This is a genomic window from Sphingomonas soli NBRC 100801, from assembly GCF_001591025.1.
GTDB lineage: Bacteria > Pseudomonadota > Alphaproteobacteria > Sphingomonadales > Sphingomonadaceae > Sphingomonas > Sphingomonas soli.
Map to the genome: position 1 here is coordinate 225,268 of NZ_BCTZ01000001.1, position 25,636 is coordinate 250,903.

At 66.0% G+C, this 25,636-nt stretch carries 23 protein-coding genes; 8 read left to right on the forward strand and 15 right to left on the reverse strand.

Going from position 1 to position 25,636, the window contains the following annotated elements; genetic code table 11:
* Window positions 1–44: 44 nt before the first annotated feature.
* Window positions 45–1,043, reverse strand: a complete 999-nt coding sequence (locus tag SSO01S_RS01080) for a serine hydrolase domain-containing protein (RefSeq protein ID WP_066793855.1) — start codon at window positions 1,041–1,043, stop codon at window positions 45–47.
* The gene (locus tag SSO01S_RS01085; protein ID WP_245646542.1) at window positions 1,040–2,617 is read right to left on the reverse strand and encodes an MFS transporter; all 1,578 of its coding nucleotides are present in this window, start codon (window positions 2,615–2,617) and stop codon (window positions 1,040–1,042) included. The genes SSO01S_RS01080 and SSO01S_RS01085 overlap by 4 nt, the downstream gene beginning before the upstream one ends.
* 257 nt (window positions 2,618–2,874) lie before the next feature.
* Here SSO01S_RS01085 and SSO01S_RS01090 point away from each other — a divergent pair, with 257 nt between their 5' ends.
* On the forward strand, window positions 2,875–5,943 hold the full coding sequence (locus SSO01S_RS01090; protein WP_066793858.1) for a TonB-dependent receptor domain-containing protein: 3,069 nt from the start codon (window positions 2,875–2,877) through the stop codon (window positions 5,941–5,943).
* Window positions 5,944–6,024: 81 nt separating this feature from the next.
* Here SSO01S_RS01090 and SSO01S_RS01095 read toward each other — a convergent pair whose 3' ends face one another.
* From SSO01S_RS01095 to SSO01S_RS01120, 6 genes are all read right to left on the reverse strand, one after another.
* Complete coding sequence (locus SSO01S_RS01095; protein WP_066793861.1) at window positions 6,025–7,083, reverse strand: glycosyltransferase family 2 protein; 1,059 nt, start codon at window positions 7,081–7,083, stop codon at window positions 6,025–6,027.
* On the reverse strand, window positions 7,080–9,551 hold the full coding sequence (locus tag SSO01S_RS01100) for a DegT/DnrJ/EryC1/StrS family aminotransferase (RefSeq protein ID WP_369404234.1): 2,472 nt from the start codon (window positions 9,549–9,551) through the stop codon (window positions 7,080–7,082). The genes SSO01S_RS01095 and SSO01S_RS01100 overlap by 4 nt, the downstream gene beginning before the upstream one ends.
* A 43-nt stretch (window positions 9,552–9,594) precedes the next feature.
* A complete protein-coding gene (locus SSO01S_RS01105) occupies window positions 9,595–10,056 on the reverse strand; it encodes a YaiI/YqxD family protein (RefSeq protein ID WP_066794259.1) in 462 nt (153 codons plus the stop codon).
* An 8-nt stretch (window positions 10,057–10,064) separates the two neighbouring features.
* A complete protein-coding gene (locus SSO01S_RS01110) occupies window positions 10,065–11,879 on the reverse strand; it encodes a DEAD/DEAH box helicase (RefSeq protein WP_066793867.1) in 1,815 nt (604 codons plus the stop codon).
* Between the two features lie 175 nt (window positions 11,880–12,054).
* Complete coding sequence (locus SSO01S_RS01115; protein WP_066793869.1) at window positions 12,055–12,369, reverse strand: YdeI/OmpD-associated family protein; 315 nt, start codon at window positions 12,367–12,369, stop codon at window positions 12,055–12,057.
* 65 nt (window positions 12,370–12,434) lie between these two features.
* Window positions 12,435–13,598, reverse strand: coding sequence for a BaiN/RdsA family NAD(P)/FAD-dependent oxidoreductase (locus tag SSO01S_RS01120; RefSeq protein ID WP_066793871.1), 1,164 nt, complete (start codon window positions 13,596–13,598; stop codon window positions 12,435–12,437).
* A gap of 79 nt (window positions 13,599–13,677) precedes the next feature.
* Here SSO01S_RS01120 and SSO01S_RS01125 point away from each other — a divergent pair, with 79 nt between their 5' ends.
* On the forward strand, window positions 13,678–14,082 hold the full coding sequence (locus tag SSO01S_RS01125; RefSeq protein WP_066793873.1) for a hypothetical protein: 405 nt from the start codon (window positions 13,678–13,680) through the stop codon (window positions 14,080–14,082).
* On the opposite strand, the gene SSO01S_RS01130 is transcribed toward SSO01S_RS01125, so the two are convergent.
* A complete protein-coding gene (locus SSO01S_RS01130) occupies window positions 14,079–14,258 on the reverse strand; it encodes a hypothetical protein (RefSeq protein ID WP_066793875.1) in 180 nt (59 codons plus the stop codon). The two genes, SSO01S_RS01125 and SSO01S_RS01130, sit on opposite strands and share 4 nt — an antisense overlap.
* A 68-nt stretch (window positions 14,259–14,326) precedes the next feature.
* On the opposite strand from SSO01S_RS01130, the gene SSO01S_RS01135 reads away from it, so the two are divergent.
* Window positions 14,327–14,725 (forward strand): hypothetical protein, encoded by a 399-nt coding sequence (locus tag SSO01S_RS01135; protein WP_066793878.1) that lies wholly within the window; start codon window positions 14,327–14,329, stop codon window positions 14,723–14,725.
* Between the two features lie 112 nt (window positions 14,726–14,837).
* On the opposite strand, the gene SSO01S_RS01140 is transcribed toward SSO01S_RS01135, so the two are convergent.
* Window positions 14,838–15,095: an SWIB/MDM2 domain-containing protein gene (locus SSO01S_RS01140; RefSeq protein ID WP_066793879.1), complete on the reverse strand. Its 258-nt coding sequence runs from the start codon at window positions 15,093–15,095 to the stop codon at window positions 14,838–14,840.
* A gap of 261 nt (window positions 15,096–15,356) precedes the next feature.
* Here SSO01S_RS01140 and SSO01S_RS01145 point away from each other — a divergent pair, with 261 nt between their 5' ends.
* From SSO01S_RS01145 to SSO01S_RS01160, 4 genes are all read left to right on the forward strand, one after another.
* Window positions 15,357–15,596, forward strand: coding sequence for a hypothetical protein (locus SSO01S_RS01145; RefSeq protein ID WP_066793881.1), 240 nt, complete (start codon window positions 15,357–15,359; stop codon window positions 15,594–15,596).
* 161 nt (window positions 15,597–15,757) lie between these two features.
* On the forward strand, window positions 15,758–17,416 hold the full coding sequence (gene leuA / locus SSO01S_RS01150) for a 2-isopropylmalate synthase (RefSeq protein ID WP_066793883.1): 1,659 nt from the start codon (window positions 15,758–15,760) through the stop codon (window positions 17,414–17,416).
* 26 nt (window positions 17,417–17,442) lie between these two features.
* Window positions 17,443–17,955, forward strand: coding sequence for a hypothetical protein (locus tag SSO01S_RS01155; RefSeq protein ID WP_157073572.1), 513 nt, complete (start codon window positions 17,443–17,445; stop codon window positions 17,953–17,955).
* A gap of 124 nt (window positions 17,956–18,079) precedes the next feature.
* A complete protein-coding gene (locus tag SSO01S_RS01160) occupies window positions 18,080–19,030 on the forward strand; it encodes a homocysteine S-methyltransferase family protein (protein WP_066793889.1) in 951 nt (316 codons plus the stop codon).
* 18 nt (window positions 19,031–19,048) lie between these two features.
* On the opposite strand, the gene SSO01S_RS01165 is transcribed toward SSO01S_RS01160, so the two are convergent.
* The 4 genes from SSO01S_RS01165 to folE are packed head-to-tail and all read right to left on the reverse strand — an operon-like array spanning window position 19,049 to window position 21,943.
* Window positions 19,049–20,158 carry a zinc-binding dehydrogenase gene (locus tag SSO01S_RS01165; RefSeq protein ID WP_066793892.1) on the reverse strand — a complete coding sequence of 370 codons (1,110 nt, stop codon included), beginning with the start codon at window positions 20,156–20,158 and terminating at the stop codon, window positions 19,049–19,051.
* 54 nt (window positions 20,159–20,212) lie between these two features.
* The gene (locus SSO01S_RS01170) at window positions 20,213–20,566 is read right to left on the reverse strand and encodes a dihydroneopterin aldolase (RefSeq protein ID WP_066793894.1); all 354 of its coding nucleotides are present in this window, start codon (window positions 20,564–20,566) and stop codon (window positions 20,213–20,215) included.
* Window positions 20,559–21,323, reverse strand: a complete 765-nt coding sequence (locus tag SSO01S_RS01175) for an SDR family oxidoreductase (RefSeq protein ID WP_066793896.1) — start codon at window positions 21,321–21,323, stop codon at window positions 20,559–20,561. Before SSO01S_RS01175 ends, SSO01S_RS01170 begins: the two co-directional genes overlap by 8 nt.
* Window positions 21,323–21,943 carry a GTP cyclohydrolase I FolE gene (gene folE, locus SSO01S_RS01180; protein ID WP_066793899.1) on the reverse strand — a complete coding sequence of 207 codons (621 nt, stop codon included), beginning with the start codon at window positions 21,941–21,943 and terminating at the stop codon, window positions 21,323–21,325. Before folE ends, SSO01S_RS01175 begins: the two co-directional genes overlap by 1 nt.
* Before the next feature lie 230 nt (window positions 21,944–22,173).
* On the opposite strand from folE, the gene SSO01S_RS01185 reads away from it, so the two are divergent.
* A complete protein-coding gene (locus SSO01S_RS01185; RefSeq protein ID WP_066793902.1) occupies window positions 22,174–24,798 on the forward strand; it encodes a TonB-dependent receptor domain-containing protein in 2,625 nt (874 codons plus the stop codon).
* Between the two features lie 101 nt (window positions 24,799–24,899).
* Here the strand turns inward: SSO01S_RS01185 and SSO01S_RS01190 are convergent, their stop codons facing one another.
* Window positions 24,900–25,541: a YceI family protein gene (locus SSO01S_RS01190; RefSeq protein WP_083942776.1), complete on the reverse strand. Its 642-nt coding sequence runs from the start codon at window positions 25,539–25,541 to the stop codon at window positions 24,900–24,902.
* Window positions 25,542–25,636 lie beyond the last annotated feature (95 nt).

Here is a 25,636-nt window from a genome sequence, read left to right on the forward strand (position 1 = left end):
GACCCTGAAACAAGTTCAGGGTGACGGGCCGCTTCGGGCCGTCGTCATGCCAAAGCTCCGATCACTGCATCGCCCGTGGCAGGGCGCAGCGTGAAGATGCCGCTGTCGAAGTGACGGGTCGGGTGCACGCGGTTGGTGAGCAGGGTCCATGCCGTGCCGCGCTCGAAATCGATCCAGAGGCCGGTACCGGTGAAGCCGGTATGGCCGATCGTCTCGTCCGAGCAGGCCTGACCGCCCGACCAGCCGGGGAATTTACGCTCCCAGCCGCAGGTGCGGTGTTCATATTGGCGCGTGCGGATCGCTTCGAGCATCGCGGGGGACGCGCCGGTGCCGTCGAGCAGCCCCTGCGCGAAATCGAGTACGCCGGCGAGCGTGCCGAACAGGCCGGCATGGCCGGTGTCGCCGCCCAATGCCGAGCAATTCTCGTCATGCACCTCGCCCTTCAGCACGCGACCGCGCCAGTGGCAGAATTCGGTGGCGACGGCGGGTCCGGGAGGCGGGCCGAAGGTGAGGCCGGGAGGGAGGGGCCATTCGCGCAGCGACTTACCGGTGATCCGCTCGATCGCGATGCCGAGGATGATGAAGTTGATGTCCGAATAGACCGGCGGGCCATGCCGCCATTCGCGCTGGAGGACGAAGGCGCGCAGGCGCTGGGGATCGTCGCCATAGGTGTAGATCGGCTCGACCGCGGGGAAGAAGCTGCGATGGGCGATCATGTCGCGGAAGGTGAGCTTGCGCTCGGCCGCGTTCGCGACGTCATATTGGCGCAGATCGGGGATCGCGTCGGTTACCGGGCGATCGAGATCGAGCTTCCCCTGATCCGCCAGTTGCAGGATCGCGGTGGTGGTGAAGATCACCTTCGAGACCGAGGCGAGATCGAACCAGTGGTTTTCGGTGACCGTCTCGGGCTCGGGCACTTTCGCGGCGAGACCGGCATGGGTGGTCCAGCGGCGGCCGTCGGCGGTGACGACGCCTAGAGCGGCGCCGGGAATGCGGCCCTCGGCGATGGCGGCGGCGGCGGGGGCGAAGGCAGTTTCGATCACGCGGTTACAGGCTCTCTATCGTCGGGGCGGGGCTTCGCCTTGGCGAGCAACGGAAGGAACAGGAGGGCGGCGAGGCTGATCACGCCCGAGGCGTAGAAGAAGATATCGAAGCCGTTATAGCCCGCGGCATCGAGCTTGCTGACGATCGATCCGCCTGCTCCTGCGAGCAACCGGGCGAGGAGGAAGGCGAAGCCCGAGAGGAACGCATATTGCGCGCCGGGGAAGCGCGGATTGCACAGCATCGAGAGGTAAACCACGAAGACCGCGCCCGCCATGCCGTTGCCGAACTGATCGGCGGCGGTGGCGAGGTAGAGCGTGTTCTGGTTGACCGGCATGTGCGCCAGCCAGACAAAGCCGAAATTGCCGATCGCGGCGAAGACCGCGCCCAGCGTGAGCGTGATGCCCCAGCGCCATTTGGTGACCATCCAGCCGCCAAGCCCGACGCCGACGATGCTGGAGAGCAAAGCTACCAGACCATCGGCCCAGCCGATCTGCGACTTGGTATAGCCGAGATCGAGGATCATCGGCTTGGACAGGTTGAGCGCGAGCACGTCTCCCATCCGGTAGATCGAGACGAAGGCGAGCACGCCGATCGCGAGGAAGCCGTAACGCCAGAAGAAATCGGCATAGGGGCCGATGACGGTGGAGGCGCGGATCGGATCGGTCGGCTTGGCGTCGCGGATCCAGGGGAGCGCGAAGGCGAGCACGATGAACGGCGCCATCGCGATGCCGAGCACCCAGGGCAGCACGTTGGTGTCCGCCGTGATGCCGATGCCCGACGCGGCGGAGAGGATCACCCAGCCGATTGCCGCGGTGCCCGCAACGATCGCCAGCAGGATGCCCGCGCTGGCGGCGAGGCCGGTGAGCAAGGCGGGAATGCGCGCGCCGGTGCAACCCGGCTGGCGCGGGAGCAAGGCGAGGATGGGGAGGGGGATGAAGGCGCCGGCCGCGATCAGCAGATAGGAAGTGGTCCAGCCCGGCTCGATGCCGAAGCCGCGCAAGGTGCCCGAGATGCTGCCCGCCATGTCGGCGAACAGGAGCGCGCCGCTGCCCGCCGCGACCATTGCGGTGCGATAGCCCCACAGGTTCGACGCGGCGACGGGGCCCTGCTCCTCGGGCGTGGGGGCAAGCTCGATACGCCAGGCGTCGGCGGCGACTTCCAATGTGGTGGTCCAGAAGGCGAGGAGGACGGCCCAGAGCGCGGTTACCCACAGGTTTCCGTCCGACGAAGTAAGCGCCATCGCCAGCATCGAGGTGAAGATGCCGAGCTGCGAGAGCATGATCCAGCCGCGGCGCTTGCCCCAGAAGCGCGCGAAGCCGGGCACGTCATATTTGTCGAGCAAAGGTGCCCAGAGGAACTTGAAGGTGGGCAGCAACTGCACCCAGGCGAAGAAGCCGATGATCGCCAGCGCGACGCCATGTTCGGCCAGCCGCACGCTGAGCACGGTGGAGAACATGTAGAAGGGCAGGCCGGCGGAGAAGCCGAGCAGCACATAGAGAGCCATGCGGCCGGCGCCGGGCGGAATCGCGGGCGGCGGCACCAGGGTGTGCGGATCGGGCAGGGCCTCAGCCACGAGCGATCGTCCTGATTTGGGGCAAGCTACGCGGCATCGAACACTTCCTCCGGTGCCGCCACGCCTCCGGAAAGGGGCGCGCAAAGTCAATAAGGGGGGAAGTGTTGCCGCAGCGCAACGCTTAAGGGGCAGAGTGCACCTGTTAATGCCCCGAGGTTATGGCGCAGCGAAAAGAAACTATGATGCCGAGCCACAATTTTGTTACTTAATGCCATGGTCCGCAGGGCCCAAAGTCCGTGCTTCAGGGGGAATTCATAATGGCTGTATCGTCGCTTAAGCTCATTCTGGCCTCGGGCTCCGCGCTCGCGGCGCTCGCGGGCGCAATGCCGGCGTTGGCGCAGGACACCGCGACAACCGCTGCACAGCTGCCCCCGACGCAAGACGAATCCGCAGCGGAGGATGATGGCAAGGGCATCATCGTCACCGGTTCGCGCATCCGCCAGGACCCGAACCGGTCGGCGCTGCCGCTCCAGATCATCACCACGCAGGAACTGTCGCGCGAGGGCATCTCGAGCCCCGAGCAGCTCGTCATGTTCCTGTCGACCAACGGATCGGGCCCGGACAACCTCGCCTCGAACGGCGACGTGGTCGCGGGTGCGGCGCGCGGCGGCAATAACGGCCTTTCCTCGGCCAACCTTCGCGGACAGGGCGCAGGCGCAACGCTGGTGCTGCTCAACGGCCGCCGCGTCGCGGCGCACGGCATCGGCGGCGGTTCGGTCGACGTGAACCAGATTCCGTTCGCGGCGATCGAGCGCATCGAAATCCTGAAGGACGGCGCATCGGCCATCTACGGCACCGACGCAGTCGGCGGCGTGATGAACTTCATCACCAAGAATAACTTCCAGGGCATCTCGCTCTCGGGCTTCACCGACATCACCCAGGAAGGCGACGCCCCGATCTATCGGATCAGCGGGACCGCCGGCTATGGCGATCTCGACGAGCAGGGCTTCAACATCATGGCCGCCGTTTCCAAGAGCTGGAACGGCGTGCTCTATGGCCGCGACCGCGATTTCGTGAACGTCTATCAGCCGAACCGCGGCCTTTCGGTCGACACGCGCGGCACGCCGATCGCGACGGCGTTCGCGATCAACCCGACCGCAGCCGGCATCGGCATCACCCAGGGCGGCACGCTGCTGGGCAGCGCGAATGCGACCGGCAACCCGTACTTCCTGAGCGGCTTGGTCCTTCCCGGCACGACGACCTTTGCGGGCAGCGGCGGCATCAACCCGCTCAACCTGCCGGGCGGCGCGGGCTGCGACTCCTATGACGGCGGCATGCCGTATGACTATCAGCTGTGGAACATCCCCGGCGCCCGCTATGCCTGCGGATACGATACGGGCCGCGCTGCCGTGCTCCAGCAGCCGATCGAGACGCTGACCTATTATGGCCGCGGCACCGCCCGGATCGGCTCGCACGAGCTGTACGCCGAAGTTACCGGTTCGAAGGCGACGTCGCACAAGCGCTTCTCGGAGAACCAGTACACGGCGAGCAACACGGCAATGCCGATCGCCTTCCCGCTCAACTCGCTGACGGCGACGACGTATAACGACGTCTATGATCGCATCGCGGCAGTGTTCCCGGCGATCGGCGCCGTGGGCGACCGCACTGTCGATGCCGTAGGCAATTACGGCAAGCCGATCACTTTCCGCTACCGCTGCATGGATTGCGGCCTTCGCGAATACACCACCAACACCAAGACCTTCCGTGCCGCGATCGGCGCCGAAGGCCCGCTCTTCGGTGATTTCGACTATCGCACCGGGGCATCCTATTCGCGCAGCGAAGCCTCGTCGGTGCTCGGCACCGGCTATCACTATCGCGGCGTGTTTGCGTCCAACGCCACGGCGGTGGCCTCGGGCACCGGCGCGACGCTGGCAGGCCAGGCCGATCCGCGCGCGCCGACCGCGCCGGGCGCAACCGCGCCGGGCATCGTCGGCCTGTTCAACAGCGGCATCCTGAACCCGTTCTCGCTGACGCAATCGGCGCAGGCGCTGGCGGGTCTGGAGGCGATCTCGGCCAAGGGCGTGACGCTGTATGGTGGCCGCTACGAAGTGAAGCAGGCGGACGCATCGATCTCCGGCCCGCTGTTCGGCCTGCCGGGCGGGCAGGTCCAGATGGCGGTCGGCGTCGATTACCGCAAGGAAACCTACAGCTTCAACGGATCGGCTGCCGCTGCGGCGAACCAGCCCGACATCTTCAACGTGGCGTTCGATAACGCGAACGCGCTCACGCCGAAGAATCGCGACGTGAAGGCGGCCTATGCCGAGCTCCTCGTGCCGATCTTCCCGTGGTTCGAAGTCAGCGGTGCCGTGCGCGTCGACGATTATTCGGGCTTCGGCACGACGACCAATCCGAAGGTGACGGCCAAGTTCCGCCCCTTCGACTGGATCATGTTCCGCGGCTCATACAACACCGGCTTCCGCGTTCCGGCGTTCAACCAGATCTTCAACGGCGTCACCCAGTCGCCGAACCCCGGCAACGCGCGCGCCGACCCGACCACCTGCCCCGCAGGCGGCGTGATCAACGTGACTCCCGGCTGCGCCGCGATCACCCCGGATTCGCTGACGGGCGGCAACCTGAACCTGGGGCCGGAGACGTCGAAGCAGTGGAGCACGGGTGTCGTGTTCCAGCCGATCAGCAACTTCACCGCGTCGGTCGATTACTGGAACATCGCAGTCGACAACACGATCGGCTCGCTGACCATCGATCAGCTGCTCAACAACCAGTCCTTCTTCCCGGATCGCGTGACGCGGACCGGTGGCGTCATCACCCTGCTCGACGTTCGCGCCGACAATATCGGTTCGCGCCGCACCGAGGGCCTGGAAGTCACCGTGCGCGGCAATATCGAGGCGTTCGGCGGGCGGTTCGTCGCCGGTCTTGACGGCACCCGCCTGCTCAAGAAGCGCGAGAAGTTCCTGCCTTCGTCGCCCTACGGCCCGAGCCTGATCGGCGTGTTCACCTTCGGCGGCGACCTTGGCGTCGAGTGGAAGCACAATGCCTTCATCTCGTGGGCGAACGATGACATCAGCTTCTCGCTGAGCAACATCTTCCGCAAGGGCTATCGCAACTACCAGATCGGCGTCGTCGGCGGTGCCCGCCCCGATTACAACCGGTATGTGAAGGACTATTCGATCTACAACGCGGCGATCAGCTATACGGGTCTCGGCCCGAACTATAAGCTGACGCTGGGTGTTCGTAACCTGTTCAACACCGATCCGCCCTTCGCGATCACGTACAACACCGACACCGGTGCAGGCAGCTCGTGGGAACCCCGCGTTGCCGATCCGCGTGGCCGTTCGTTCACGGTCGCGGTGGAAACCAAGTTCTAAGACTATGCGACGGAGCGCCGCAGGGCGCTCCCGAGCAACCCGAAAAGGCCCGCTGCGCACCCGGTGCGCGGCGGGCTTTTTCTATCGGCGCCCGCCGAAGCTGCGCACCAAAGCGCGCGCCTGGCCGATCAGCGGCGACACGATCAGATCGGGATCGGCGGGGTGGATGCGCACGACACCGGGCCGTACGCCCAGCGCGCCGCGCAGCCCGACATGCCCCTGGCGCAGCGCCGGGCGGGCCAGCAGCCACCATAAACGGGCATATTCGCCATCAATTTCGGTGCGGGACTGGGGGGTGAGTTCGTTCTCTGCGACGAAGCAGGTGTGCAGCTTGCTCAGGATACGCGACAGTTTGCCGAGCGTCGGCAGGTCCGGCACCGGATCGCGGCCCATCAGATATTGCGCGACCAAGGCGGCATGGCCTTCGGCATCCTCGCCAAAGATACGGGCGTAGCGCCCGGCCAACACTGCGGCGGCGCTGGCCTGCATCAACGTGCGGAATTTCTGCGAAGCGCCACCCGGGTGGCAGCGATAGGCGAGCAGCGGCTCGTCGATCCGCGCGAGACGGCCAAAGGCGCGGATGCGGTGATAGAGATCGAAATCCTCGGCATAGCGCAGTTCCGGGCGCGTGAAGGGCGTGAGCGCGCGTGCGGCGTCGGCGCGGAACATCGAGGTCGACCATACGAGCGGGTTCTGCGTGAACAACAGCCAGTCGATCATCGCCGGGCTGAGCGAACGTTCGTTGGGCCAGCGGCCGGGGATGCCGTCTTCCATCAACAGCGCGGCGGAGGCAACGAGCACGGTTTCGGGATGCGCATCGAGATACGCGGCCTGGCGGGCGAAGCGATCGGGGGTGCACAGATCGTCCTGATCGAGCGCGGCGATATAATGGCCGCGCGCCTCTGCGATCGCGATGTTGCGGGCGCAGACCGGCCCCTGGTTCCGCTCGGAAGCGATCACGCGGATGCGCGGATCGCGGATGCTGCGCAGGACTTCGAGCGTGTTGTCGGTCGAGCAATCGTCGACGACGATCAGTTCCCAATCGGTGCGGGTCTGCTCGCGCAGCGTGGCGATCGTTTCCTCGACCAGCGACGCGCCATTATAGGCGGCCATGATGACCGAGATGGCGGGAAGGGTCATGCAGCCGCCCTCGCGCGGCGCTCCAGCAACTGGCCGACGATCAACTGGCCGACATCGTTCTGCCAGAGCCACAGCCCGTTCGCCTTGCCCTTGAAGCTCTTTTCGCCGCCCAGCGCGCCCATCGGCACGAAGCCCGCGGCGAGCCCGATGCCATAGGCACCGGGAAGCGGATGGCCGCTCGCGTCGATCACGCGGCATTGCTGATCGACGAGGCGCGGGCAACCGGGTGCGTGGGCGCTGAGCGCGATGCGGCTGCCGTCTGCTTCGAACAGCGGCAAGGCATGCGGCCGATAGCCGAGCGCGCCGATCACGATATCCGCGTCATCGAGCAAAGCGGCGGCCCGTGCATCCGCATCGCCGGTGATGCGATGCGTGTGGAGGCGCGGATCGGCGACGCGACCGCCCACGCCCAGGATGCGGAGGACCAGCTCGCGCGCTTCCAGCCGGAAGCCAGCGAGTCGATAGACGAAGCCTGAGACCGGGCAGATATCGTCGGGGCCGAAATCGGTGAAGCCATCGGCGCGCGCGGCTTCGGCGGAAGGATAAAAGGGGCGCAGCGCTTCGCGGTGGAGGAGCGTCAGTGCGCCTGCGCCGAGGGGCAGGCCGGATTTGAGCAGCAGGGTCGCGGTGGCGAGCGCGCTGGTCGAGGCGCCGACAATCGCGATGCGCGGGGCACGATGGCCGGCAAGGCGTTCGCGGATCGCGTCGACCCCGCCGATGCGCAGCGCGTCGTCCGACAGAACGAGGCGGTCGCCTACGCGTTCGCCGAGCGGCATGCCGGCGACGCGGGCCGCCGCGACATCCCCTGGTGACTGATAGCCGCCGGTGGCGAGGACCAGATTGTGCGAAAGCAGGTCGTGCTCCGCACCGCTGGCGCGATCGCGGACGCGCGATTGCCACAGGCCCGAGGGCGTGCGCCGCGCTTCGAGGACCTGGTGGCCGGTGAGGATGGTGCCGCCATTTTCTCGTACGGCCTGTCCGACGCGATCGCCCATCGCGTCGAGAAACGGTCCGGTGCGCGCGAGCGGGACGCCCAGCGAACCGGCATAGCGACCGATCTCGACGGCACCGGGATGCTCGATCAGCGCGGCGATGGCGGGGTGCGGATTATCCTTCACCGCGCTCAGGAAGGTTTCCGCCGTGCTGTCGGACGTGATGGCATAACCGCCAAGCTGGCCGCCGCCGAGCCGATCGCTGCCTTCGACGATGACGAGCCCTTGCGCCAGTTCGGCAAGCCGGTTCTGCTTGCTGGCCGAGATCAGCATCGCGGTACCCGCCGGGCCGCCGCCGACGAGCAGGGTCTGGTGGATGCGGGGCTTTGCCGAGGCGACGGCATGGACGCGGCTGCGGAGAGCGGTGCGGAGGGCGTGGGCGATGGTGGTGACGTCGGGGGTGGTCATCACATCGGTGACCGGAAGGGAGAGGATGCGGGCGGCGATGTTGTCACTGACCGGTGTCGGCTCGATCACACTGTGCTGCTGGAAATAGGGATGGTTTGCGAGGTGCGGGCTGAAATATTTGCCGGAGCCGATGCCCTGCGCGGCGAGGCTGGCCATGACCGCCTCGCGATCGACATGCGCGGGAAGGAGCAGCGGCATGAACTGGCTGACCTGGCGCGTGCCGTGCACGGCCTGGAACTCGAATTCGGGGAGCGCGGCGCGATAGGCGGAAGCGAGCGCGGCGCGGTGTTCTGCAACCTCCTCCATGGCGGCAAGGCGTGCTTCGGCCAGCAGGCCCAGCACTTCGGGAAGCTTGGCGTTCATGCCGATATCGGTGGCGGTGCGCGGCGCGCCGAAACCGAAATTGTGCATCACGCGGAACTGCTCGATCAGCGCGGTATCGGCGCTGTAGAGCACGCCGCCCTCCGCGACCGCGAAGGGCTTGGTCGCGTGCATCGAATAAACGCAGGCAAAGGGCGCACCGCTGCCATAGCCGCGCCCGTGCGCATCGAGCCCGCCGAGCGATGCGGCGGCATCGACGACCACGCCGACGCCGTAGTGCCGCGCATATTGAGCATAACGTTCGAGATCGAGGCCGGTGTTGAAAATATCATAGGGGACGACGACCGCGACCTGATCGCCATAGCGATCGAGCAGCGCCCGTTCGGCATCGGCCGAGGCTGCCCAGTCGGCGGGATCGATATCGCAGAGCAAAGGGGTGAGGCCGGCCCAGATCGCGGCATGCGCGGCCGCGGCGAAGGTGAAGCTGGGCATCAGCGCGTAGCGGCCCGGACGTCCCGCGCGCGCCTGGCGGATGGCGAGCATCAGGCCGAGCGTGGCATTGGCGACGGCGAGGCACGCGCCTTCGCCGCCAAAGCATTGTTCGACGAGCTGTTGCTCGAAGCGGCGCACGGCAGGGCCGCCATTGCTGTAGATCCCCGCGGCCTCGATCGCGCGCAACGCCTCCGGCATTTCGCTCAGCCTTGGCGGCCTGGTCGCTATCAGCGGCAGGTTGTGCTTCCCCGGCAAATTGACCCCCTTCTTCCCGTCTGAGAAGATATGCGGATCAATCCTAATATTGCGTAAGGGATCGCCGCTTGAGGGCCACGAGCGCGGTGTCGAGCGCCTGGAGGAAGCGCGATCGATCGGCAGCGGCGAAGGGGGCGGGGCCGCCCAGTTGCTCGCCGCCGGCGCGCAGATCGGCCATGATCGCACGGGTGGCGATGGCCGATCCGATCGAGCTGGTGGTGAAGGGCTTGCCGGTGGGGGCCAGCACGGTGGCACCGGCCTTGAGCGCGCGATCAGCCAGCAGGATATCGGCGGTGATGACGATGGCGCGCGCATCCGCCTGTTCGGCGATCCAGTCATCCGCCGCGTCAAACCCGTCGGTGACCACCTGGCGGGTGATCAGCGGGTGCTGGGGGATGCGCAGCCAGCTATTGCTGACGATCACCACAGGCACTTCGTGCCGCCACGCGACCTTGTAGATTTCGTCCTTTACCGGGCAGGCATCGGCATCGACGAGGATCCGCATGTCGGCGCTCACCGGGGACGCGGACCCTTGGGCGGACCCTTCTGATAGGGCTTGGCGTGGTGGCGCGGGGCCGGGCGGCCATCATTGCCGCGCGCATTGCCGGTGCGCGGCGGGCGGGGCGGCGCGGGAGGACGCGGACCATCGACGCGGAAGCCGCCGTCGGAAGGGGCCGCGCGGTGCAGCGTCGCGCGGGGCGCGGGGCCGGGGCGCGGTCCGCCGGCGGGCGGGCCATCGGAGGGGATGATGCGGACGTCATCGTCGCCCTCGGCGGTGCGCGAGATCGCAGCCTGGAACTTGCCCGCAATGGCGCGCGGGATCTGGAACGCGGTTTCGTTCGGGCCGATGCGGATCGCGCCGATCTCGTTCTTGGTGACATGGCCACGGCGGCAGATCAGCGGCAGGATCCAGCGCGCATCGGCATTCTGGCGGCGGCCGATATCCATGCTGAACCAGACAATGTCCTCAAACCCGGCGCGGTGCTTGTCCTGCTGGGCCTGGCGGCGCGCCTCGGGGGTCTGCTGGATCAGTTCCTCGGGCTGCGGCATCGCGGCGCGGTGGGCGCGGACGAGCAGGGCGGCGATATCCTCGGGCGACTTTTCGGCGAGCAGGCGCTGCGCGAGCTCGCGATCATCGTCCTCGATCTCCACGGGTTCGAGCAGGGTGGCGAGCAGGCGCTCGCGATCGTTCGCACGGATCGCCTCGGCGCTGGGCGGATCGATCCACTCGGCGTTGATCCGCGCGCCACGCAGCATGGATTCGACGCGGCGGCGGCGCTGGAACGGGACGATGAGCACGGCGGTGCCCTTCTTGCCCGCGCGGCCGGTGCGGCCCGAGCGGTGCTGGAGCGCCTCTGCGTCGCGCGGCAGCTCGACATGCACGACGAGGCTGAGCGTGGGCAGATCGATGCCGCGCGCCGCCACATCGGTGGCGACGCAGACGCGGGCGCGGCGATCGCGCAGCGCCTGGAGCGCGGCGTTGCGCTCATTCTGGCTATGCTCGCCCGAAAGCGCCACGGCGGAAAAGCCGCGCTCGACCAGAGTGGCGTGGAGATGGCGAACGTTGTCACGCGTCGCGCAGAAAAGGATCGCGGTTTCCGCCTCATGGAAACGCAGCAGGTTGATCACCGCATGCTCGATCTCGGACGGGCTGACAGTGACGCACTGATAGGCGATGTCGCCATGCCCGCGATCTTCGCCAACGGTGGTGATGCGCAGCGCGTCGCGCTGATAGCGCTTGGCGAGCGCGACGATCGGCTTGGGCATGGTCGCCGAGAAGAGCAGGGTGCGGCGTTCGGACGGCGAGCCATCGAGGATCGCTTCGAGATCGTCGCGGAAGCCCATGTCGAGCATCTCGTCGGCTTCGTCGAGCACGGCGGCCTTGAGCGCCGAGAGATCGAGCGCGCCGCGTTCGAGATGGTCGCGCAGGCGCCCCGGCGTGCCGACGACGATATGCGCGCCATGATTGAGCTGGCGGCGTTCCTTGCTGGCGTCCATGCCGCCGACACAGGTGGCGATGCGCGCGCCCGACTGGCCATAGAGCCACATCAGCTCGCGGCTGACCTGGAGCGCGAGTTCGCGGGTGGGGGCGATGATCAGCGCGAGCGGCTCGCGGCTGGGGAGGATGCGGCCGTCCTCTCCCAGCAGATCGCCGGCCATGGCGAGGCCGAAGGCGACGGTCTTGCCCGATCCGGTCTGTGCCGAGACGATGAGGTCGCGGCCCTCAGCCTCGGGCTGGATGACCTGCGCCTGCACGGGCGTGGGCGCGGCGTAACCACGCGCTGCGAGCGCTTCGGCGAGAAGCGTGGGGAGATTTGAGAATGGCATGGAGCGGCCCAGATGGGCGCGAGGGGGGAAAAGGGCAAGCTTTATGTAGGGGAAGGGGCCGGTAGTACGTAGTTTTACGCCGGTTGGGCGCTGCCTTGAGCCGAAGGGTTTGGGCCGGAAGAAGCGAGGCCCGGCCTCAAAGGCCCGGGGGCGGGGCTGTCCGGCTGAAACGCCGTCAGGAGTCGGGCTTCGACTTCTGATCGATCAACACCGCCTGTTGCCAGCGGCTGGGGGCCTTGTCGGTGCGGTGGATGCAGCCTGCCCAGCAGCAGGGGCGCTTCTTGCCCTCGATCAGCTCCTCGCAGGTGCGGCGGATGCGGCGCTCGCGGGTGGCGGGCTGCTTGGCATCCTCGACCCAGCAGATGAATTCGTTGCGTCCGAGCGGGGAGATGCTCTCCCACAGGGAAAGCACGTTCGCATCGGCGCGGAGCGCGGCCTGGAGATCGTCTGCAGCCTGATGGACCGTGCCGTGGGAAAAGGGTTCTGCCATAGAAGCTCCGCAGCGAAGGGAGCATAGTGCACCGATCGGGCGCTCCGTTCTAGAGGGCCTCTCTTCTAGAGGGCTTGTCCGGCCGCCCAGCCGCTGGCCCAGGCCCATTGGAAATTATAGCCGCCGAGCCAGCCGGTGACGTCGACCGCCTCGCCGATTGCGTAGAGGCCGGGAACCTTGCGAGCCTCCATCGTCTGCGACGAAAGTTCGGCGGTGGAAATGCCGCCGACGGTGACTTCGGCCTTGGCATAGCCTTCGGTGCCGTTGGGGGTGAAGGACCAGGCGGCGAGGCGCTGTTCGGCGGCGAGGAGCGCCTTGTCGGAATGGCTGTGGAGTTCGCCCGTCAGCGCGAGCTGTTCGGCGAGTTCGGATGCAAGGCGATCGGGCAGGGCTTCGCCGAGCAATTTGCGCAGCGTGGTGCGCGCGCGCGCGCGCTTGGCTTCGGTGAGCCAGCCGGGGCGGACATCGGGGAGGAAATCGATCGCGATGCTCTCACCGTGCCGCCAATAGGACGAGATCTGGAGGATCGCCGGGCCGGAGAGGCCGCGATGGGTGAACAATGCGGCTTCGCGGAAGGCGGCCTTGCCAGCGCGGGCGATCACATCCGCGGAGACGCCGGACAATTCCTTGAACAATGCCTGTTCGCCGCTGAGCGTGAGCGGCACGAGCGCGGGGCGTGGCTCGACGATCTTTAGCCCGAACTGGCGGGCGAGATCATAGGCGAAGCCGGTTGCGCCCATTTTCGGGATCGAGGGGCCGCCGGTCGCGATGACGAGCGACGGGGCCTCGGCGGCACGATTGCCGCAGGCGATGCGATAGCGGCCATCGGCATGCTCGACGGTCGCGGGCTGGCCGAGCCAGATCTCCACGCCGCCGATCGCGCATTCGCCGAGCAGCATATCGACGATCTGCCGCGCCGAACCGTCGCAAAAGAGCTGGCCCAGGGTCTTTTCGTGCCAGGCGATCCCATGACGCTCGACCAGATCGAGGAAATCGCGCGGGGTGTAACGCCGCAGCGCCGACTTGGCGAAATGGGGGTTTTGGGAGAGGTAGCGCGCCGGATCGGTGCCGATATTGGTGAAATTGCAGCGCCCGCCGCCGGAGATCAGGATCTTCTTGCCGACCTGATCTGCATGATCGACGAGGAGCACCCGGCGGCCGCGCTGACCGACGGTGAGCGCACACATCAGGCCGGCTGCCCCTGCACCGAGGATGATGGCGTCGTACATTTTGCGGGCCCTAGCAGTTGTTCAGGCGCGGGCAAGCGGCGGCGGGCGAGGGTGCGCGCGATGGGGAAGGGAGAGTGAGATGCACGTCGTTGCTGCCGTGGCATTGCTGGCCGGGCTGGGGCAGGCCGATCCGATCTGCGCCGACTTGCAGCGGCTATCCGCTGCGACCGCCGATCCGACGGCCTATGCCGAGCTTTACCGCTCGGACTTCGCGCCCAGGCTGCTGAACGGCTGCTTTCGAAGCGATGGCTATTTCTGCGGCCAGAGCATGTTGCCGCCGGACGTCACGCACGAGACGATGGCGGCGCGCATCGCGGCCTGCCTGCCGGGCGCGGAGATATCGCCGGGGGAAGAATGGCCGGGATTGCGCCGCACGAACGTTACCGGAGGCGGTTTGAGGTTCGAGCTTGCGGAAAGCGGATCCGAGCGTGCGCAGGTTGGGCGGACGCTGAAGATACGCATCCGGCCCGCAGCCAGCCGCTAGTGCAGCTTGGCGATGCCGAGCCCGTCCTGCTTGGCGCGTTCCTTCACCGATTCCTCGCTGCGGGTGAGCGCCTTGGCGATCTGGCGCAGCGGCATGCCCTTTTTGGCGAGCGTGTGAAGCTTCTGGATCTCGTCGGCGCGCCAGGGCTGGCGGTGACGCTCGAATTTCTCGGCCATGCGTTCTCTCCGTTCAGAGCCCGGCAATGCCAGCCGCGCTAATGATTGGATAGAGATAAGGAGCCGATATGCATTTCGCCGCCGCATTGCTTGCCCTGACCGCGCTGGCCGATCCCTTTTGCGGGGATATCGCCAAGCTGGTGGAGGGCGGGCGCGAGCCGATCCCGTTCCAGGAACTGCGCGATGCGGACTTCAAGCCGCAATTGCTGCGTTATGGCTGCTTCCCCGGCGGGGTCGGCTATTTCTGCCAGCAGAGCAAATTGCCGCCCGAGATCACGCGCGACGGGACCGCGAGCCAGATCGCGGCATGCCTGCCCGACGCCAAAATTACTGTGGAAAAGCAGCGCGGGGGCCTCCCGAAAGCCGTGGTGAGCGGCTCCGGGCTGCGATTCGAGCTACAGGAGACGGGCGGAGAGGGCGCGCCAGCGGGCCGAGTCCTGCGCATCGAGGTGGCCGCCGACCGCTGAGTCGGAGGGGCGCGGCGCTTCCGGAACTGCCCGAACGAGAACGGGGCGGCCCTCGCTGAGAGGGCCGCCCCGCTTCGTTTCAGCGCTGGCCGGCTGACGCCGGCCGAGCGGCTTACTTCATGTGCTTCGAGAGCAGCTTGTTCATTTCGAACATGGTGCACTTGTCGACGCCGAAGATCGGCTTCAACGTGTCGTCCGCCAGAATTTCCCGCTTGTTTGCAGGGTTTTGGAGGTTGTTCTTCTTAATGTAAGCCCAGATCTTGCTCACCACTTCGCTGCGCGGGAGCGCTGCCGAGCCGGTGATCTTCGCCAGCTCGGGCGAGGGGGTGACGGGCTTGGCGATGCCGCCGCGTGCTTTGGTCTCGGCCATATTCTCATCTCCTGTTCCTGCCCGCATTCGGGCTAAAGCTTGGTATGTGCGACCGGTTTCCCGCGACGCTCTCCCGCCGCTGATGCTCCCGACAAGCCGTCGCGAAGCATCTGCCGATGCACGTACCTGACGCCCTTTGATCTTGGTATCGCGCGTCTGTCTAGAGAGGAGTTTGCTCGGTGGCGCGCCTCCGCTCGATTTCCGGCCCGCCTGGCGCTTTCGTACGGCGCTGGACCGGGGCGCGGGGCATGCTATCGTGCCATGGCTGCGACTGGGGAGACGAAGATGCGGGCGGTGATCGGGCTGGGCGGACTGATGATGCTGGCGGCATGCGGCGGCGGCGGCACCACGGGCACCAATTATTCGGACGCGCCGCCAGTGGCGGAAATCGTCGCGACGCCTGCACCCCGGGCCAGCGAGACGCCGGTGCCCCCGCGCGAGGTGAACGCTAGCGAGACCATGGTGCCAAACCCCGACTTGGCCGCGGGCAACGCCAACTAGCTGGACAGGCGGCCTCGCGCGCGGCAATAAGCGCGCATCATGACCGCCACCGCGCTTCTCGGACTGCGACTTATCCGCCCTTAGGGGTGTGTCGCTGCGCGCGCGTCCCTAAGGGCCTTACCGACCTTTACCGACACCGCATAATCCGAGAGTTTTGAGCCATGTTGCGCGACCCTAGCGTCAAGTACCGCCCTTTCCCCCAGATCGACCTGCCCAATCGCGAATGGCCGGGCCGGACCATCACCCGTGCGCCGCGCTGGCTTTCCACCGACATGCGCGACGGCAACCAGGCGCTGATCGACCCGATGGACGGGGAGAAGAAGCAGCGCATGTTCGAGCTGCTCTGCAAGGTGGGGCTGAAGGAGATCGAGGTCGGCTTCCCGAGCGCTGGGGCGACCGAATTCGACTTCATCTCGGGGCTGGTGCGTGAGGACAAGATCCCGGACGACGTGCTGGTCCAGGTGCTCACCCAGTCGCGCCGCGACCTGATCGAGACCAGCTTCCAGAGCCTGAAGGGCGCCAAGCAGGCGATCGTGCATCTGTACAACGCCGTGTCGCCCGCATGGCGGCAGATCGTGTTCGGGATGACACGCGAGGAAGTGAAGGCGATCGCGATCGCAGGCGCGAAGGTGCTGCGCGACGAGGCCGCCAAGCAGCCCGACACCGACTGGCATTTCGAATATAGTCCGGAGACTTTCTCGACCGCCGAGCTCGATTTCAGCCTCGAGGTCTGCGAGGCGGTGATGGACATTCTCCAGCCGACGCCGGAGAAGCCGATCATCTTCAACCTGCCCGCCACCGTCGAGTGCGCGACCCCCAATATCTATGCCGACCAGATCGAATGGTTCGGCCGAAACATCCGCAACCGTGACTCGGTGGTGATCAGCCTGCACACGCATAATGACCGCGGCACCGGCGTGGCGGCGGCAGAGCTGGGCATGATGGCGGGTGCGGACCGCGTCGAGGGCTGTCTGCTCGGCAATGGCGAGCGCACCGGGAATTGCGATCTCGTGACAGTCGCTCTCAACATGTACACACAAGGCATTGATCCAAAGCTTGATTTCTCGAACATCGATGAGATCGTGAACACCGTGACCTATTGCACCAACCTGCCGGTGCATCCGCGCACGCCCTATGCCGGCGATCTGGTGTTCACGGCGTTTTCGGGAAGCCATCAGGACGCGATCAAGAAGGGCTTTGCTGCGCAGGGCGCGCGCAACGACGAATATTGGAGCGTGCCCTATCTGCCGATCGATCCCAAGGATCTGGGTCGCGATTACGAGGCGGTGATCCGCGTCAATTCGCAGTCGGGCAAGGGCGGCGTCGCCTGGGTGCTGGAGCAGGACAAGGGGCTGAAGCTGCCCAAGCGGATGCAGGCCGATTTCTCGCGCCATGTGCAGCAGCTCGCCGACGACACCAGCCGCGAACTCAACGCGGGCGATATCGGCGCGCTGTTCGAGCAGGTCTATCTGCCGGGCGACGCGGCGCGCATCCAGCTGGTCGATTATGAAGAGAGCGGCACGGTGGGCAATCGCACCTTTGTCGGGCGGCTGTCGATCGCGGGCGAGGAAACATCGATCTCCGGACGCGGCAACGGCCTGATCTCGGGCGTGATCGCGGCGCTGGCAAGCTCGACCGGCCCGGTGCTGGAGGTGGTCGATTATAGCGAGCACGCGATCGGTCACGGCGCCGATGCGCAGGCGGCGGCCTATATCGAATGCCGCACCGAGGACGGGCGCACCGTATTCGGCGTGGGCATCGATGCCGACATCGCAACGGCCAGCGTGCGCGCGGTGCTGAGCGCAGCCAACCGGGCCTGACGGCGGTGCTGATCGTCCAGCACATCATGCACCGCTGGACAAAGGCAAGCCGTGGGGCCGATCGCAGCGACCGGCGTCCGCTGCTGGAGCCAGTCTATCCGCTCCCCGAGATGGCGATCGAGGGCAATCCGCAACAGGTTGCCCTCGTCCATGAGGTCATTGCCGATTGCTGGGCCGACGAGCCGGTGGCGGTTCGCAGCGGCCCGGTGACGCACGAGGCGTGGACGCAAGGACATGCCTCGCTCGACTGGCGGCCCAGAGGCAAGGCGATGGGGATTTCGCTCAATGCTCCGTCGCGCTGGCGCCTCCAGACCAAATGGCCCGCATGGCTGCCGAGCCCGCTCTTCGTGCTGGAGCCGGAGGAGACCGCGCGGATCGAGTGGAACGGACGCTTCCGCTACTCGCTGTTCGGGAGCAATCGTTCATCCTATTTCGAGCAGCATATCTATTGGCTGGCGCTGACCGATGCGGCGCACCCCCGGCTTTTTCTGGATGCGGAGCCGCGCAAGAACCTCGATTACACGACGCATATTTATTGAGAACGGATGCGGGGCCAGAGAGGCCGGGCATTTCCTGCGACTATTTTCCGTTCTGGCGCTATTCGATGGACGAACTAAGGTTCAACGTTGCCAGTACGGGCAGAATAGCCGCAGGGGAATTCGGATGAGATACGCGACGCTTCCGCAGCTTGATCGTCCGTTTCTCACCGATGCCGGGCTTGAGACCGATCTTCTCTTCAACCACGGGATCGATCTGCCCTATTTCGCCTCGATCACCTTGCTCCAGTCGGAAGCGGGGCGGGCAGCGCTGAACGCCTATCTGACCGGCTTTCTCGACCTGGCGGCGCGGATGCGGTGCGGGCTGATCCTGGAAAGCGCGACGTGGCGGGCCAGCCCGGACTGGGCCGCGCCGCTGGGGCTTTCGGTGGACGCGCTCGATGCGCTGAATGGCGAGGCGATCGCCGGGCTGATCGCGCTGCGCGAGCAGTATCGGGACGCGGTGCCCGAGATTGTCGTCAGCGGCTGTATCGGACCGCGCGGCGATGGCTATGATCCGGGGCAGATCATGGCACCGGAGGAGGCGGAGGCCTATCACCGCCATCAGGGCGCAGTGCTCGCCGCTGCGGGCGCGGACATGCTTTCGGCGATCACGATGACCAATGTGCCCGAGGCGATCGGAATAACCCGAGTGGCGCAGAAGCTGGGGATTCCGGTGGCGATCAGCTTCACCGTGGAGACCGACGGGCGGCTGCCGACCGGCGACACGCTGGCCGATGCGGTGCGCGCGGTGGACGCGGCGACGGGCGCGGGGCCGGCCTATTACATGATCAACTGCGCGCATCCGGCGCATTTCTCCGATGCGCTGGAGCCGGGGGCGGCGTGGACCTCGCGGATCCGGGGCGTGCGTGCCAATGCATCCCGATGCAGCCATGCCGAGCTCGATGTGATGACCGAGCTGGACAAGGGCGACATGGCAGAACTGGCGGCGCTACATGCCGATCTGCGCCGCCGCGTGCCCGGGATCACGATCCTGGGCGGATGCTGCGGCACCGATCTTTCGCATGTGACGGCGATTGCCGAGGCGTGCCTGCCCGGGCAGACGGCGGCGCGCTGAACGCCGCCGCGCGCGCGTTCAGAGCGAGGGATCGATCAAGAACTTCTCGCCGGTCGCCTTCTTGTTGTACTCGGCTGCCACCTCCGGCTTGAGCACGTCGGCCAGGCTGATCGTCTGGCTGTAATGGCTGGCGAAGGTGGTGGTCAGCTCGGTGGCGACGCGGGCGCGCAGGCGGCCGATCGTCTCCATGCCGGCCTTCATCAGGAACGGCGTGAGCAGGAAGCCGCTGACGCTCCAGCTGAAGCCATAGCCGCGATCGAGCGTGGTCACGCCCGTATCGAGCATGCCGTAGATATAGACCTGCTTGTGGGTGAACGAGCCGTAGCGATTATAGGCGGTGAGCTTGCGCGCCTCGGCGGTTTCCATCGCGTGGAGGATGGTGTTCGCCATCGCGCCGCCGCCGATCGCGTCGAAGGCGAGGGTGGCGCCGGTTTCGGCGACGAGTTCGGTCAGTTGCTCGCGGAAATCGGGGGCGTTGCTGTCCAGGATATATTTCGCGCCGAGATCGCGCAGTATCTGCGCCTGCGCCTCGCTGCGGACCACGTTGATCAGCGGCACGCCGTCCGCGATGCAGATGCGGTTGAGCATCTGGCCGAGATTGGATGCGGCGGCGGTGTGGACCATCGCCTTGTGCCCTTCGTTGCGGAAAGTCTCGACGAACGCCAGGGCGGTCAACGGATTGACGAACATCGACGCGCCATCGGCGGCGGTGGCGTGATCGGGAAGGGGGATGCAATCGCGGGCAGCGATCTTGCGGTGCGTGGCGTACATCGCGCCGCCGATCATGCCGACCTTCTTGCCGAGCAGATCCTGCACATTGACGCCCGCTTCGATCACTGTGCCAGCGCCTTCATTGCCGACGGGCAGCGCCTGGCCCATCCGCGCCTGGACCGAAGCGAGGCGGGCCGGGAGGATGGCGCCGGTCAGCGCGCCGCCCTCGCTTCGCAGGCTGGCTATGTCGACCGGGCCGAGCAGCAGCGCGAGATCGGAAGGGTTGATCGGGGCGGCCTCGATCCGGACGATGACTTCGTCGGGGCCGGGGGCATCGATCGCGATGGGCTCCAGCGCCACGCGCAATTGGCCCTCTGCGCTGATCGTCGAGCGCAGCTCCAGTCCATCCACGGCCATTCCAGTCACTCCCAAATTTGAAGCTGTTTTCATCGGCCGCTGGCGGGGAATTGTCTACTGCCGTGCGCGTTCGATCTCGCAGCCGATGCGGGCGTCGGGGTAGATGTCGGGCTTCATGGAGCGGACGCGGACGCGGATGACGCGGGGGTCGGCAAAAGCGAGCGCGGCGATCTGGTCGCAGAGGGTCTCCTGAAGCTCGAAATGCTTTGAACTAGCGAGCATATGTATCTCGTTACGCAGGAAATCATAATCGACCACTGCGTCGATCCTGTCTTCGGGCGGCGCATCGTAGCGGCAGGTCATGGCGACGCTCAGCACGACCCGCTGAGGGGCGGCGCGTTCGACGGCGTGGATGCCGAGGCCCATGGTCACCGTGAGTTCTTCGAGGTGGATCGTATATTCAGGCATCGGGGCGCTCGCGGCCGGAGAACATGACATCGCCATCCCGCTTTATGAAGCGCTGGCCGCAATCGACGAAGACATTCTGCCCGGTGATGCTCCGGCTGGTGAGCAGATGCTCGACCGTGGCGGCGATATCGTCGAGCGCGACAGGCTGCTGGAGCAGGTTTTCGCGCGAATGCTCGGCGAATTCCTCGGCGCTTTGATCGAGGCTGGGGAGGGTGAGGCCGGGGGAGACGGCGTTGACCCGGATGCGCGGGCTCAGCGCCTGGGCCATCATCTCGGTCGCGGCGGCCAGGGCGGCCTTGCTGCAGGTATAGGTGAAGAAATCCGGATTGAGATTGGCGAGCTTCTGATCGAGCAGATTGACGATCGCGCCGGATTCGAGATCCTCCTGTGCAGCCATTGCCGAGGCGAGCGCGACCGGCGCACCGAGATTGATCCGCATGTGCCGGTCAAGCAGCGCGAAGCCGGTGAGCGGGATCGCGTCATAGGCGAAGAGCGACGCATTGTTGACGAGCCCGTCGACCGGCCCGCCAAGCCCTTCGCGCGCGGCATGGATCAGCGCAGCGGCGGTGGCGTGTTCCTCAAGCTCACCCGTCACGATGCAGGAAGAGCCTCCGGATGCTGCGATCAGATCGCGCAACGCTTCGGCGTCCTGCGGCGAATGATGGTGATGGATGGCGACATGGTGCCCGCGCAGCGCCAGGCGGCGGACGATGCCCGCGCCGATGCGCCGCGCGCCGCCGGTCACCAATATCCGCATCAATAGCCCATCAGCTTGAGCACTTCGGCCCGGCTGCGCTCATCATCGCGGAACACGCCCATCATCCGGCTGGTGACCATGCCGACGCCGGGGGTGCGGACGCCCCGCGCAGTCATGCAGGCATGGGTGGCGTCGATCACGACCGCCACGCCCTGGGGCTTCAGTTTTTCCCAGATGCAATCGGCGACCTGGGCGGTGAGCCGCTCCTGTACCTGGAGCCGACGGGCGAACCCCTGGAGCACGCGCGCCAGCTTCGAGATGCCGACGACGCGATCCTTGGGCAGATAGGCGATCGAGGCCTTGCCGATGATCGGCGCCATGTGATGCTCGCAATGCGACTGGAAGGGGATGCCGTTGAGCAGGACGATATCGTCATACCCGCCGACTTCCTCGAACACCCGGCTCAGATGATGCGCGGGATCCTCCGAGTAACCCTGGCAATATTCCTTCCAGGCGCGGGCGACACGCTCGGGCGTATCGATCAGCCCCTCACGCGAGGGATCGTCGCCAGCCCATTGAATCAGCGTGCGGATGGCGTCCGAAACGTGCGGCGGCACGGGAATCTTCGCCGCAGGGGCGACAATGTCGCCATCTTCGGGCTCGCCATGCAATTCCGCCATTTTCTCGTCCTTTCCGGCCGTGGCCGACTTTACGCTACGGCAACTTGCTTTTCCCTATTCCGGGGGTGTTGCCAATCTGTATCGCCCCGGGAAAAATGGCCGAAAACCGCAGAGTTCCGCCGTTCATTCCCGTTGACGGGTGCAAAAATGCAGCGTTAGTTGCGCAGGTAACAAAAGCATAGCCGTTACCGGACATATCGGGACGGACGCCAAGGAGGGGGACTGATCCCATGAAGAAGTTCGAATTGCTTGCCGCAACGGCTTTCTCGCTTTTCGTCGCGGCACCGGCGATGGCGCAGGATGCGCCCGCCCAGGACACGCAGGTAACCCAGGATTCGGACGAGATCGTCGTCACCGCCACCAAGCGCGAAACGACTTTGCTCGATACCCCGATCGCCGTGAGCGTCACCAACGCAGACACGATCGAGCGCGCGCAGATCCGCGACCTTATCGACCTCCAGTCGGTGGTGCCGTCGCTCCGCGTCTCGCAGCTCCAGTCTTCGGCCAACACCAACTTCATCATCCGCGGCTTCGGCAACGGGGCGAACAATGCCGGCATCGAGCCTTCGGTGGGCGTGTTCATCGACGGCGTCTATCGCTCGCGCTCGGCGGCGCAGATCGCCGATCTTCCTAACCTGGAGCGCGTCGAAGTGCTGCGCGGCCCGCAATCGACCCTGTTCGGCAAGAACGCGTCGGCCGGTATCATCAGCATCGTGACCGCGCGTCCGAAGTTTGAATTCGGCGGCAACGTCGAAGCCTCTTACGGCAACTACAACGCCATCGTGCTGAAGGGGAACGTCACCGGCCCGCTTAGCGATACGGTCGCGTTCAGCCTGGGCGGCAATTACAACAAGCGCGATGGCTATGTCCGCGACGTGGCGCTCAACAAGGACGTCAACAATCGCAACCGCTGGGGCGTGCGCGGCCAGCTGCTGTTCGAGCCGAATTCGGACTTCAGCATCCGCCTGATCGGCGATTACGACAAGATCGACGAGAATTGCTGCGCCGTGGCCAACGTGATCAACGGCCCGACCGGCGCGATCATCGCGGCGCTGGGCGGCAATCTCGACCGCGCCAATCCCTTCTCGTACCGCGTGTACAACAACATCCTGTCGAGCAACAAAATCGACAATTATGGCGGTTCGGGCGAAATCAACTATGCGCTGGGCGACGGGCTGAGCCTCACCTCGATCACGTCGTACCGCAAGGTGAAGGCGCTGACCGACCAGGATTCGGACTTCACCAGCGCCGACCTGATCGGCCACAACGCCCAGCAGCTCGACATCGGTACCTTCACCCAGGAATTCCGCGTCGCGTCTGACTTTGACGGCCCGATCAACTTCCTGGTCGGCGGCTTCTTCTTCGACGAGCGGATCAAGCAGGCGAACCAGATCAATTTCGGCGCCCATTTCCGCCCCTATGGCGATCAGCTGATCCGCGCTGCCAGCGGTAACGCGCTCAACGTCGCGCTTCTCGAATCCACCTTTGGCGCGCTTGAAGGTGCGCCGGCCCGCTATACCAACGCGTTCTTCCGCCGCGGTGACGGGCTGAACGAGAATTATCGCATGCACGATCGCTCGTTCTCGCTGTTCGGCACGGTCGATTTCGAAGTCACCGACAAGATCACGCTGACCGGCGGCCTGAACTACACCGACGATCGCAAGCGCTTCTCGACCAACGTGATCAGCACGGACGCGTTCGCGGGCATCAACCTCGACGCGCCGCAATATGCGCCGTTCCGCAACACGCTGTTGTTCCAGGGCGGACTGGCCGCGCAGATCGGCACGGCGCTCGGCCTCGGCCGTTCGGCGACCGCTGCGGAAATCGGTGCATTCGCGGGCGCGAACCCGGCAGCCTATGGCGCGATCTCGACCGCGGTGCAGGCCTATGCGACCGCAAACCAGAACAATGCGGCCGCAAACCCGCTTGCCGGCCTGCGCGCGCTGCAGTTCCTGCCGCCGTTCCTGAACGTGCCGAACTCGGTCGAGCCCGGCCGTACGCATGACAGCAACCTTTCGTACACGCTGCGTGCCGCGTACAAGGCGAACAACAACCTGAACTTCTACGCAACCTATGCGACGGGCTTCAAGGCAAGCTCGGTCAATCTCTCGCGCGACAGCCGCCCGACGATTGCCGACCTGGCGCTGATCCGCTCGGCGGGCTTCGCCACGGTCAACCTGGGTTCGGGTTCGCGCTTCGCGGGTCCGGAAAAGGCCAGCGTCTATGAAGTGGGCATGAAGGCTTCGTATCAGCGCTTCGCGTTCAACGCGGCGGTGTTCAAGCAGTACATCCTGGGCTTCCAGAGCAACGTCTTCACCGGCACCGGCTTCTCGCTGCTCAACGCGCCGAAGGAATCGGTGTTCGGCGTCGAGCTCGACACCAGCGTGACCCCGGTCGATGCGCTGAACCTCACCTTCGCAGTCACCTATCTCGATCCGAAATATGACTCGTTCGCAGGCGGCGGCGCGATCGGCGGCGCGAACCTGAGCGTCGTTCCGACCAACCTGACGGGCACGCGCCCGGCCGGCATTCCGGAATTCACGCTCTCGAGCGGCATCAACTTCACCCAGTCGCTTGGCGAGAGCGCCACGCTGCTGCTGCATGCCGATTTCGACCATAGCAGCCCGGTGCAGATCGCCGAGGGCGTGATCACCACCAAGCGCACGATCAACATGCTCAACCTGTCGGCGGGCATTCGCCTCGACAACGGGCTGGAGCTGTCGGTCTGGGGCCGCAACGTGACGAACGACAAGTACCTCTCGACGATCTTCTCGTCGGTGGCGCAGGCGGGCAGCATCTCCGGCTATCCCAGCATGCCGCGTACCTATGGCGTGACCGGCCGCTTCGGCTTCTGATCGGCCGCCCGTCAGGGCACAAAATAAAACGGGCGCCCCGATTGGGGCGCCCGTTCTCGTTTGCGGTCACGTGCTGCCCGGAAGGGCAGCGGGCGAGGCGGTCAGCTCTTGTAGAAGCCGACGGCGATCTTGAGCTTCACTTCGTCTGAAACCAGCGGGATCGCGTAGCCGATGCCGAACTCGCTGCGCTTGATCCTGGCTTCCGCCTCGAAGCCCAGCCCTTCCTTGCCGCCCATCTGCGCGGGCATCTTGCCGGCGCCATAGAATTCCACGTCGAGCGTCACCGGCTTGGTGATCCCATTCAGCGTGAGATTACCGGTCACCTTTGCCTCATCGCCCTTCGCCACGACCGAGGTGGAGACGAAGCGGGCATCGGCAGGCGATGGGCCGAAGAAATCGGGCTTGCCACCGGCTTCCTTGGGCGCGCGGAGAAGGTGATCGGTCAGCCCGGCACTCGCGGTGGTGACCTTCGAGACGGGGATGGTGATATCGACCTTTGCGGCGTTGGGGTTCTTTGGATCGATCTGGAGCGTGCCGGTGCTGCTGCCGAAGATGCCGAAATAGGGGGTGAAGCCGAAGTGATCGACTTCCCACGCGATGAGCGTGTGATCGGGATCGACCGTGTAGGTGCCCGCAGTGACGCGTGCAGCGTCCTTCGCGCCGGGCGTCTGCATCGCCTGCTGAGCGATGAGGGGCGTGGCGACGAGCAGGCCGGCGGCGAGGACGATCGAGCGAATGCGCATGTTGGTCTCCTGTTGAATCTCGCGGCCATGGTCGGGCGCTCTGCGCGCGGGGTCAAAGGCCAAGTTGGAAACGCTTGGTTTCGGCCGTCCGTTGC